The sequence below is a fragment of the Micromonospora sp. CPM1 genome (assembly GCF_023896895.1).
Lineage (GTDB): Bacteria > Actinomycetota > Actinomycetes > Mycobacteriales > Micromonosporaceae > Micromonospora > Micromonospora tulbaghiae.
Map to the genome: position 1 here is coordinate 1 of NZ_JAMHIU010000052.1, position 10,463 is coordinate 10,463.

At 68.4% G+C, this 10,463-nt stretch carries 15 protein-coding genes; 13 read left to right on the forward strand and 2 right to left on the reverse strand.

Annotated elements, in window-relative coordinates:
- Window positions 1-199: 199 nt before the first annotated feature.
- Window positions 200-949: a glycosyltransferase gene (locus M8C11_RS29920; RefSeq protein ID WP_252454775.1), complete on the reverse strand. Its 750-nt coding sequence runs from the start codon at window positions 947-949 to the stop codon at window positions 200-202.
- Window positions 946-1,737 (reverse strand): GntR family transcriptional regulator, encoded by a 792-nt coding sequence (locus M8C11_RS29925; protein WP_013288466.1) that lies wholly within the window; start codon window positions 1,735-1,737, stop codon window positions 946-948. Before M8C11_RS29925 ends, M8C11_RS29920 begins: the two co-directional genes overlap by 4 nt.
- Window positions 1,738-1,891: 154 nt before the next feature.
- On the opposite strand from M8C11_RS29925, the gene M8C11_RS29930 reads away from it, so the two are divergent.
- From M8C11_RS29930 to M8C11_RS29990, 13 genes are all read left to right on the forward strand, one after another.
- Window positions 1,892-2,209: a hypothetical protein gene (locus tag M8C11_RS29930; RefSeq protein ID WP_041799353.1), complete on the forward strand. Its 318-nt coding sequence runs from the start codon at window positions 1,892-1,894 to the stop codon at window positions 2,207-2,209.
- A gap of 294 nt (window positions 2,210-2,503) precedes the next feature.
- Complete coding sequence (locus tag M8C11_RS29935) at window positions 2,504-3,397, forward strand: hypothetical protein (protein ID WP_252454777.1); 894 nt, start codon at window positions 2,504-2,506, stop codon at window positions 3,395-3,397.
- Between the two features lie 84 nt (window positions 3,398-3,481).
- Window positions 3,482-4,354 carry an FtsK/SpoIIIE domain-containing protein gene (locus tag M8C11_RS29940; protein ID WP_252454779.1) on the forward strand — a complete coding sequence of 291 codons (873 nt, stop codon included), beginning with the start codon at window positions 3,482-3,484 and terminating at the stop codon, window positions 4,352-4,354.
- On the forward strand, window positions 4,351-4,563 hold the full coding sequence (locus tag M8C11_RS29945; protein ID WP_210883953.1) for a hypothetical protein: 213 nt from the start codon (window positions 4,351-4,353) through the stop codon (window positions 4,561-4,563). Before M8C11_RS29940 ends, M8C11_RS29945 begins: the two co-directional genes overlap by 4 nt.
- Before the next feature lie 84 nt (window positions 4,564-4,647).
- Window positions 4,648-5,085, forward strand: a complete 438-nt coding sequence (locus tag M8C11_RS29950; protein WP_252454780.1) for a hypothetical protein — start codon at window positions 4,648-4,650, stop codon at window positions 5,083-5,085.
- The gene (locus tag M8C11_RS29955) at window positions 5,085-5,384 is read left to right on the forward strand and encodes a hypothetical protein (RefSeq protein ID WP_252454781.1); all 300 of its coding nucleotides are present in this window, start codon (window positions 5,085-5,087) and stop codon (window positions 5,382-5,384) included. Before M8C11_RS29950 ends, M8C11_RS29955 begins: the two co-directional genes overlap by 1 nt.
- Complete coding sequence (locus M8C11_RS29960; RefSeq protein ID WP_252454782.1) at window positions 5,381-5,731, forward strand: RRQRL motif-containing zinc-binding protein; 351 nt, start codon at window positions 5,381-5,383, stop codon at window positions 5,729-5,731. The genes M8C11_RS29955 and M8C11_RS29960 overlap by 4 nt, the downstream gene beginning before the upstream one ends.
- Entirely contained in the window at window positions 5,728-6,024 is a 297-nt protein-coding gene (locus M8C11_RS29965) for a hypothetical protein (protein WP_013288474.1), read from the forward strand. The genes M8C11_RS29960 and M8C11_RS29965 overlap by 4 nt, the downstream gene beginning before the upstream one ends.
- The gene (locus tag M8C11_RS29970) at window positions 6,011-6,766 is read left to right on the forward strand and encodes a hypothetical protein (protein ID WP_252454783.1); all 756 of its coding nucleotides are present in this window, start codon (window positions 6,011-6,013) and stop codon (window positions 6,764-6,766) included. The genes M8C11_RS29965 and M8C11_RS29970 overlap by 14 nt, the downstream gene beginning before the upstream one ends.
- Entirely contained in the window at window positions 6,763-7,062 is a 300-nt protein-coding gene (locus M8C11_RS29975) for a hypothetical protein (protein WP_252454784.1), read from the forward strand. The genes M8C11_RS29970 and M8C11_RS29975 overlap by 4 nt, the downstream gene beginning before the upstream one ends.
- Window positions 7,062-8,843 carry a replication initiator gene (locus tag M8C11_RS29980; protein WP_252454785.1) on the forward strand — a complete coding sequence of 594 codons (1,782 nt, stop codon included), beginning with the start codon at window positions 7,062-7,064 and terminating at the stop codon, window positions 8,841-8,843. Before M8C11_RS29975 ends, M8C11_RS29980 begins: the two co-directional genes overlap by 1 nt.
- A 22-nt stretch (window positions 8,844-8,865) precedes the next feature.
- The gene (locus M8C11_RS29985) at window positions 8,866-9,132 is read left to right on the forward strand and encodes a helix-turn-helix domain-containing protein (RefSeq protein ID WP_252454786.1); all 267 of its coding nucleotides are present in this window, start codon (window positions 8,866-8,868) and stop codon (window positions 9,130-9,132) included.
- A complete protein-coding gene (locus tag M8C11_RS29990; RefSeq protein WP_252454787.1) occupies window positions 9,132-10,400 on the forward strand; it encodes a site-specific integrase in 1,269 nt (422 codons plus the stop codon). Before M8C11_RS29985 ends, M8C11_RS29990 begins: the two co-directional genes overlap by 1 nt.
- The last annotated feature ends 63 nt before the right edge of the window (window positions 10,401-10,463 follow it).

A 10,463-nucleotide genomic window follows, 5' to 3' on the forward strand; every position in this document is an offset into this window, starting at 1 on the left:
GTATGTGCTGTTCCGATTCTGGCCGCCTGCTGAGATCGATGACGTGGACACGTGGCAATGCCCCTGCGATCGACCACAAGCCGACGGGGATAACCGGCCTGGCCACTGGGAATGGCGTGCTCCGGTTGAGTATCGACGGCCACCTACACAGGTGTTCGTATTGCGCTGAGCCGGCGGTGACGGCAGAGCGGCTTGCGGGTTAGGCGCGAGTACCGGGGAACGATGATTGCAAGGCGGTGGCTCGTGACTCGATGAGCTGCATGCGGAGCTGCCACTCTTCGTTCGCACTCCAGTCGCTCTGAGCCGTGATCTGGTCCGGGTGCTTCCGGTACAACAGCCCTGGCTCCGAGATGAAGTAGCCGTCGGTCACGACTGACGCGGCGATCAACAGCCCAGTGTCTTCCCCGCCCGGCAGTGCCATCCAGCCGCCAAGGGCGAGGGCGAGATCACGTCGGATACACAGCGTGGCTGGGTGGACCGGAAGCCGGTATCCCTTACTGCGGAAGTAGTTCAGTACCTCGCCCTGGTGCAGGATGCCGCCCGGTGGGTCGGCGTGTTGCCAGCCGACCGTTGATCCGTCGGGCATCAGGTCGAGCACGCTGCACGTCGTCCAGCCGACGTCGGGCCGTCTGCTGAGTATCTCGATCTCACGCGCAAGGGCGCCGGGAGCGAGCTGGTCGTCTGCGTCCAGGACTCGCAGCAGATCTCCGCCGCTGCGTGCCATAGCCATGTTGCGGGCGGTCCCTGGACCACCGGGCTTTCCTGTTCCGCTGAGGATGCGTGGGTCATCGGGAAGGGCGGCAGCAACTTTGCCGGTCCGTCCGTCCTCCTGGACCAACCACTCCCACGCCCACCCATCCGGCAACTCTTGCGAGCGGAGTGATTCGTAGGCGTCTGCCAGATAGGGAATGCTCGGGGCGTGGACTGGCGTGATCAGGGAGATCTTCACTCGGACCACCGCGCAAGCTTCGTTGTGTAAACGAACTCGGTCCGGTCGCCAGGGAGTACGACGTTCGAGACCTCCACGACGCAGTCCTTGGTGTCCACGGAGACCTTGCGAAGAACGAGCACTGAGACGCCTGGGGGCAGCTTCAAGGCTTCAGCTTCGTCTGCCGAGGGCGGCCGGGCCGTGATCTCGTCTACGATCCGGTCTAGCTCGATTCCGATGGTGAATAGCTGGTTCTGAGTACCACCCGGCCACGGCTCGTTGTTGTCGTCGAGCAGCGCCGGGTTCTCGGCGACCACGTCATAGACCATGTAGGACGTGTTCAGGCTGAGCGGCACCCGCTCCTTACGGGAACTGGTTCGGTAGACGCGCTCAAGCATCTTTGCGCCGACCGGAACTCCGAAGATTCGAGCCAGTTCAGCGCTCGCCGGAACCGTCCGGTACTCAGCTGAGAAGTCAAGGTCTTGCATGGTCAGTCCGGTGTCTCGCTCGGTTGCGCCTGTGCGGCGTCGCTGAGACTCGGGCAGTCGGGCTCGATCCTTCTCCCACTGATACCGCTCGGGGGATCGCCGTACTCGCTGTCGGGGCGCGCGGACGAAGGTTCCTCGGCCGTGACGTCGATCGACCAGGCCTTCTGCCTCAAGCGTGTCGAGCGCCTGTCGGACGACGGGCAAGCTCACTTCATAGTCGGCTTTCATCTGCTGCTCGTTCGGCAGCTTCGTTCCAGGCGTGACCTCACCTGAATGAATCTTTTCGCGCCACTCTGCGGCGATTCGCTCCCACTTGGCCATTCTTCACACTCCTTCACGCCTGAATCCAGTTTAGGTCTTCATGAAGTCTTGACGCGATCGGACGACCGGTCGTACGTTGTCTGCACGTCTTCATGAAGACATGATGACGACGGAGTGCACCGACGAGCGGTGCCCCAACGGACAGGAGACGGCCTTGAAGCTGTACGTGGACACCACGAGCAAGCAGGTGACGGCGTCGAAGGACCCGGAGCCGAAGAACGACCAGAACGGCAACCAGAAGTCCGAGAAGAACACGGGCCGGCCCATGTGGTCCACCCAGGTCTTCGTGCTCGACGAGACGGGCGGGGAGGTCATCACCATCACGACGGCGGGTGAGAAGCCGAACGTGAAGGTGGGCGACTTCCTCGCCGTCGAGCAGTTGGAGGCCATTCCGTGGGCGACCAACGGGCGTAACGGCGTCGCGTTCCGGGCGGTGTCCCTGAAGCCGAAGACTGGTTCTCCGGCCAAGTAGGTCTCTTCGCACGTCGTGCTGTGTGAGCCACAGGTGTCCGTGGCTTACGAAGCGGCCTGATGGTCCGCTGATCCAACCCCATGCGGTTCCGGGAGTGTTCCTGACTCCTACGTTCCCGGTCCGGTCGTCACGACAGGTGGCGGCAAGAAGGAAATTGGCCCGGGGTCGGTACTGACTCCTACATCTGCCGACCCCGGTGCCGTCAACTCATCCGATCCCAACTGGCACTTGGGAGGACTCGTCGTGTCCAAGTCTAGCCCTCGCCGTTCCTTCGGCGGGAAGTCAACCGGAACGGTGACGGTCATTGAGGCCCGGGTTCACCGTTCCTCGGCCCGTAACGCCCGGCTGGCGTTCGTCCTGTCGGCGGTCATCGTCGGTCTTCTGTCGGCTGTGGTGGCCGCGTCCTACATGCACCCGATCCTGGCTCTGTTCCTCGGCGCGCTCGTCGGCGTGCCGGTCGGTGGGATCGCGTGGGTGCTGGTCCGGATCTGGCCGGTGCTACGGCTGCTGTGGTGGTGGGCGATCGAGATCGTGCTCGCGGTCGCCGTGCTCACCTTCTGGGTGCAGCTCGCCGACCACACCCCGGCCGTGGTGACGCTGCTCGTGGTCGCCCTGGTCGTCGGTGTCCCGGCCGCCGTGCCGGTCTGCCGCCGCCAGGTGATCGCCTGGGCGTGGTGTCTCGTGGTGAGGCATCGGCTGCGGGTGTGCTTCTCGCAGTTCATCATCGCCAACCAGTCCGGTTCGCTGCCGCTGATCCTGTGGGCTCGTCCCACGCCGGTCGGTGAGCGGGTCTGGGTGTACCTGCGTCCTGGCCTATCGGCCAAGGACCTGGAAGGCCGCCTCGACAAGATCGCCGTGACCTGTCACGCCTCCACCGTGCTCATCGAGCGCGCCTCGGAGCGGACCGCCGCGTATCTGCGGTTCGACATCAAGCGCCGCGAGGTGCTGACCGCCACTGTGGGTTCGCCGCTGGTCGACGTGATCGACCCGGACGCCCCGACGGTCGAGCAGGCACCGCTGACGGTGCCGACCGCCCTGGACCTGCCGGACGTCGACGTCCCGACGATCACCCTCCCAGCACAGGGCAAACCCGGCAGCAAGAAGCCGGCCACCACCACGACGGCCAACGGCAGCAAGCCCGCGGCTTCGTCCTCGACGCCCGAGGACGACGTTTCCGACTGGATCTGACCCCCATTTCACCTGGGACGCGAGGAGCCCTGCGGCTCGTTCGTGTGGTTCCTCGCGTCCACCAACCGCCCAAGGAGGGCACCGATGACCGCGATTCCCGCCCCCGCTGCTGCGGTGCCGGTGGGTCCTGGCCTGTCGATGTTCGACCCGATCTTCATCGGGATCGACGAGTTCGGCCAGCCCGTCTACATCACCCTCGCCTACCGCAACCTTCTCGCCGGTGGTGAGCCCGGCGGCGGAAAGTCCGGGCTGCTCAACTGCATCGCGGCCCACGCCGCGCTCAGCGTCGACTCCCGGCTCGTGCTGCTCGACGGCAAGCTCGTCGAGCTGGGCCAGTGGGAAGACTCCGCTGATGCGTTCATCGGCCCGGACATCACCGAGGCCCTGACCGTCCTCAAGCGGCTGCAACTGGTGATGAACAACCGCTACGCCTGGCTGCGCGCCCACGGGCGCCGCAAGGTGACCGCCGACGACGGCTTGTCGGTCATCACGGTCCTGGTCGACGAGATCGCCTTCTACTCCGCCACCGTCGGCAGCAAGCAGGAGCAGGAAGAGTTCGTGGCTCTCCTGCGTGACCTGGTCGCCCGGGGCCGTGCCGCCGGTATCCCGGTCGTGGCCGCGACGCAGCGGCCGTCGTTCGACATCATCCCCACCTCGCTGCGGGACCTGTTCGGCTACCGGGCCGCGTTCCGCTGCACCACCCCGAACAGCTCGAACATTGTTCTCGGCCACGGCTGGGCCGAGCAGGGCTACACGGCCACCGACATCGCCCCCACCAACCAGGGCGCGGCCTACCTCATCGCCGAAGGCGGCGTCCCGCGCCGCATCAAGGTCGCCTATCTGACCGATGACCAGATCGCGGGCATCGCGGACTACGCCGCTTGGATCCGCCGTCCCCGCCGGTTACCGGACCAGGTTCCGGACCTCACCCGCGTCGACTTCGGGGTGGCGGCATGACCACCCGGGAACGCACCTACGCCAAGGCCAACAGCCAGCGGGCCGCGCAGTACACGGAACTGTGGATCGTCGGCCGTCCCGAGGACATCGCCGCCATGGTCCAGGTCGCCTCGGCCAGCGGCCGACTCGTCTACCTGTCCGCCCCGCGATCGATGGGCGGCGACGACACCCGCCAACGCCGCTACCTGCGGCTGCGCACCACCCGATAAGCGGCCGACAGGACCAGGACATCGCCTGGCAGCAGTGCTGGTCCTGCCGACCTCCACCAACAGCCCCGAAAGGACGTGGCTGCCATGAAGGCTACCCAAAACCCTGCCACCGGAGTCCGGGTCACACCCGCTGACCTGCTCCGGTGCGCTGCCCTCTACCTGCGCCGGCACGGCTGGCACCAGGGCACCTACTACGCCCCCACCACCGACATCCTCACCCCGCCGGCCTGCGCCGCCGGGGCCATCGGCATCGCCACCGCCGGACACCGCGTCGAGCACTTCTCCCAGCTCGACCCGAGCGCGCTCGCCGATTACCTCGCGGCCATGGCCGCGTTCGTCGACTACCTCGACGACCACGCCCCGGTCTTCCACATCGACGAGGACGGCTACCTGCTCGACGAGCACACCTCTCCCTACTCCTGGAACGACGACCCGGCCCGCACCGCCGAGCAGGTCATCACCGCTCTCGACGCGGCTGCCGACGAGTGGGACCGCCTCCACAACCAGGGAGGCGGGAACTGATGTTCACCGTCAAGGCGTCCTTGACGCGCACTCCCTCCCGCCGCAAGCGGCGTGACGTCGTCGAGAACGACGCGTTCGCCGCGTTCGCCCGGCGCATCATCCGCGCCCACGGCCGCCGCGTCGCCGCCGGTGACGTGGAAGCCCTCCGCGACCTCGTCGCACTGTCGGCCAACCTCGACGACGCCATCGGCGAAGCCGTCGTCGGCCTGCGGGCCTTCGGCTACTCCTGGGCCGAGATCGGCACCCGGCTCGGCATCTCCAAGCAGGCCGCCCAGCAGCGCTGGGGAGACCAGTCATGACCACCTACACCTACGACCCGGCCAACCCCGCCGAGGAATTCCCCACCTATCCCTACCGGCTCGCCCCAGACGGCCTGGCCACCCGCCGCCAGCTCCGCGCCGCCGGACTCCGACCGGGCGGGCATCACGCGGTCGCGCAGATCCTGTGGCGTCGCGGTAAGCGCGTCGCCTACCTCTACCGCCTCGACCTCGCCGCACCCAAACGGGTTGCGACCCCGGCCCAGCGGGCCGCTATCGCCAAAGCCCTTCGGGCTCGCCGCACCTGCCGCCACTGCGGCCAGACCAAGCCCTACTACATCCCCCGCCGCTACGGCTGCTGCCTCGACTGCCACGGAGGCGACCGATGACCTTCAACCTGTCCGACCCGTGCCTGTGGTGCATCGAGGGCAACTCGCCCGCTGGCGTCCACGACATCCTCGGCCCGGTCTACACGCCCTGCCCCGTCTGCCTCGGCCGCTGCGCCCTCTGCGAAGGCGACGGACTCTTCCCCGCCGACTTCACCTGCCTGCCCTGCTTCCGCAACCAACTCGCCGCCCAGGGCCTGGCCCCGATCATGTGCGCCCACTGCTCCGGCGTGGTCGACCTCATCCCCCTCGACAGCATCCCGGCACCGGAGGTGACTCCCCATGCCCACCACTAACGCGCCGGCTGCCTGGCCCGCCCGCCTGGAAGGCGGCGTCCTGGTCCTCATCGTCATTTTCGTCGGCCTCGCCGCCGGGGCGGCCTCCTTCACCCACGTCCACGACTGGACCATGGCCAACAGCCCGGAAGGCACCTCCGGCTGGTTCGGCTGGGCCAACGCCGTCATCTCCGAACTCGTCCCCGTGGCCTGCCTGCTCGTCATCCGCCGTCGTAAGCGCCACGGCGGCCCGATCGGCTACCCCCTGGTCCTCCTGATCGCCTTCGCCGGCTTCTCCCTCGCCGCGCAGCTCGGCGTCGCCGTCGGCCAAGTTGGCCCCTCCGGCTGGCTCCTGTCCGCCGTCCCCGCCCTGGCTTTCATGGCCCTGGTCAAACTCGTCCTCGCCCCGGTCAAAACCACCACCGACGATGCCGACACCAACGACGTTGCCGGCCAGCTCGTGGACGAGCCGCCGACCGTCGACACCCCGCCAGCCGTCGACACCCTGCCGGCAGTCCCGGCCGTCGTCGAGGCACCCGTCAACCCGGTGCCGATCACCCGACCCGAGGTGCCCGCGCACCTCATCCCCACCGCCCGCTTCGTCATCGGCCGCCACGAACAGAGCACCGGCCGCCCCATCACCATCGACGAACTCGCGGACCTGCTGTCGGTCACCTCGGACATCGCCCGGGAACTGCTGCACACCCTCGGCGGACACACCACCGCCGTCAACGGCACCCCCGTCGCCGGTGGTGCCCGATGACCATCCACGTCGTCGACATCGAACACATCACCCACACCTGTCCGGCCTACCCGGACGAGCCGCACCCCTACGACACCCGACGCACCGTCATCCACGTCATCCCCGGCGGCCCCTGCCGGACCCCGGTCACCATCCGCTGCGGCCAGGTGACCACCACCATCGCGTGCCACCGGCACGAACCGGCCGACCGCCAGTGCGGAGCCTGTCGGCTCATCGTCACCACCCGACGTATCTCCGAGGTCTTCATGGGCCACCACGGCCCCGACCGCACCCGGCCCCACGAGGTGGCCGCCTGATGGCATCGACGCTGGACCTCACACCCCGGACCGCTCTGGCCCGGGGTGTGGGCTCGAACGCCGACACCACCACCCCCGTCTATGCCTACACCGCCGCCGGATCCGCCTTCCAACGCGCCACCCGACCCGACTACTTCGGCTGGCTCGACCACGTCCGCGCCGCCGCCGGCTGCACCCGACCCATCCGACTTGCCGGGCAGCTCCTCACCGTCGAACCCGGCACCGGCCGCGTCCTCGACCAGCGGCACACCGACGCCATGCCCGACGCCGCCATCTACAAAGCGTGCGGCAACCGCCGCGCCACCGTCTGCCCCGCCTGCGCGAGCGTCTACCAGCGCGACGCCTACCAACTCCTGCGCGCCGGACTCGTCGGCGGCAAAGGCGTCCCCGACACCGTGGCCCGGCACCCCGCCGTGTTCCCCACCTTCACCGCTCCGTCGTTCGGGCCGGTTCACGCCCGGGTGGTCAAGGGGCACACCTGCGCCGACCGCCGCCGCTGCGACTGCCGGCCCGACCCCTGCCACGCCCGCCGCGACACCGGTCTGTGCGAGCACGGCCGACCCGCTGTCTGCTGGGCCAGACACGAGCCCGGCGACGCTGTACTCGGTCAGCCGCTGTGCCTGGACTGCTACGACCACGACCACCAGGTCGTCTGGAACCTGTTCTCCGGGGAGCTGTGGCACCGCACCAAGCAAGCCGCCGAACGATGGCTCGCCAAGCTTGCCCGCAGCCGCGGCATCCCCCGCGTCCAGGTCGTCACCCCGTCCGGCAAGACGCGCTCCGTCTCGCCGGTCCGGCTCTCCCACGGCAAAGCCGCCGAGTTCCAGGCGCGCGGAGCCGTGCACTTCCACGCCCTGGTGCGCCTGGACGGCGTCGACCCCACCGACCCGACCGCCGTCGTCCCCCCACCCGCAGGGTTCACCGCCGCCGACCTCGTCGACGCGCTCCACGCCGCCGCCGAACAGGTCGCATTCACCACCCCCGGCCACCCCGACCGGCCGCAGGGCTGGCCCATCGCCTGGGGCGACCAAGCCGAGATCCGGCCCATCTCGCTGACCGGCCGTGGTGAGGTCACCGACAGCATGGTCGCCGGATACCTTGCCAAGTACGCCACCAAGAGCACCGAGGTAACCGGGCACCGATCCGTCAGGCTCACCGCCGACACCATCGGCGACTACGCCGACCCCGACGGCGACCACACCGCCCGCCTCATCGACGCCTGCTGGCGACTCGGCCGCCCCACCGACACACCCGTCCCGCTGTCCCAGCGGCCCCGGGACCGCCGACCCCGGCCCGGCTTCGTCGCCCCGTGGGAGTGCCCCGACTGCGGCACCCACACCCGCTACCCGGCCTGCCCCGTCTGCGTCGCCACCCGTCAAGCCGTCCTTGACGACCAACCGGCGAAACCGGCCAACGCCAACCCGTACGCCCGGCTGCGGCGGTGGGCGCACATGCTCGGCTTCGGCGGCCACTTCCTCACGAAAGCCCGCCGCTACTCGGTGACCTTCCAACTGCTGCGCGACACGCGCGTCACGTACCGCCGCAGCGAGGACCACGACCAGGGCGCCGGGGAACCCATCCACGCCGTCGACCACCTCGACGACACCACCCTCATCGTCGGCACCCTCACCTTCGCCGGCGTCGGCTGGCACACCACCGGAGACGCCCTGCTCGCCAACACCGCCGCCGCCCTCGCCCGTGAGCGACACGCCACCGGCCGCGAAGAACTCGCCCACGAACTCGGCACCACCCCGGCCGGCACCGTGCCGGTCGCCGCCTGACACGACCTGAGGAGGTCACTGAATGAGCACCACCGCCCGGCCGAGCCCAGTCGTCCGGCTCGTCCCTCGCAACGGCGCGACCATCGTCGAGCCGGTCACCTACACCGTCCGCGAGGTCGCCAAGCTGCTTGGTCTGTCTCTCGGGAGCACCTATGCCCTCGTGCGGGATGGGACTATCCCCGCTACCCGCCTCGGCGGTCGCTGGGTCATCCCTCGCACCCGCTTTCACGCCTGGCTTGACGCGGCCACCGAGTCCGCTGCAACCGGCACCGATGGTGGGCGGCGCTGATGGGGCACATCGTCAAGACTCCCGCTGGCACCTACCGGGCGAACTGGCGCGACGCCACCGGGCGGCAGAAGGCCAAGACCTTCCGTACCAAGCGAGAGGCGTCGGCCTTTCTCGCTGAAACTGAGGCATCAGTGTCGCGCGGCTCCTACGTTGACCCGAGCGCCGGCCGAACCAAGTTCAGCACCTACGCGGACCGCTGGCTGTCGTCTCGGTCAGTAGAGGCGACCACCCTCGCGGCCTGGTCCTCTCGACTGCGAGCGCGGCTGCTGCCGTATTGGGGCGGTTGGCAGCTCGGGAAGATCGATCACCTCGCCGTGCAGGAGTGGGTGACCCAACTGGGTAAGCAGGTTGCACCCGCCACCGTCGCCTCGTGTTTCAGCCTGTTCTCCTCCATCCTGGGCTCGGCTGTCCGGAGCCGTCTGATCGCGTTCAACCCCTGCGAGGGTGTCCGCCTCCCGGCCCAGCGGAAGCGGGCTGGCGGAGTGCAGACCATCTCCCAATCAGAGGTAACGGATCGTCTCCTGCCTGCGGTGCCTGAGTGGCATCGCGCTCTGGTCGCTGCTGCGGCCGGCGCTGGTCTGCGATGGGGTGAGTGCCTGGGCCTGCGGTGGGGATGCGTCGATCTCACCTCGTCGACTCTGGTTGTCGAGCGGGTCGTCATCGAGGTCGACGGTCACCTGTTCGACAAGCCGTACCCGAAGTCAGCCAAGAGTCGGCGGAGCGTGCCCCTGGCTCCGTTTCTGGAACAGACGCTCCAACGCCATCGCGAGCTGGTCGCGCACAGTCCCGACGACAGGGTCTTCACCAACTACGAGGGCGGCTCGATGTTGCGCAGCAACTTCCGTCGCCAAATTTGGCGGCCGTCGCTTGTCCGTGCCGGGCTCCTCGGCCAGGTCACCGAGGTCGCCCCGTCAAGGTTCCGGGCCACCTGGTCCGACCGCGACGGCGCGCAGTGGTCAGCGGAGTTCCCGACCGAGCGGGAAGCATCCGACTGCGTGGCAACCAAGGCGGCCGGCGGCCTGCGGTTCCACGATCTACGGCACTGCTACGCGACGTGGTTGGTGTCCAGCGGAGTTCCGGTCAACATCGTCCAGGCGGTGATGGGCCATGAGCAGGCATCCACCACGCTAAACCGCTACACGCACACCCCGGCAGACTTCCACGAGTCAGTGCGCAAGGTCTTCGGCGGCTTTGCTGACGATCCGCTGACGACCAGAGATGACCCTCAATCCGAGGGAGCGTCAACGGAAAAGGAAAACAGGCCGTGACCTGGCCAGATGATGTGGTGGAGCCCAGGGGACTCGAACCCCTAACCCCTGCCTTGCAAAGGC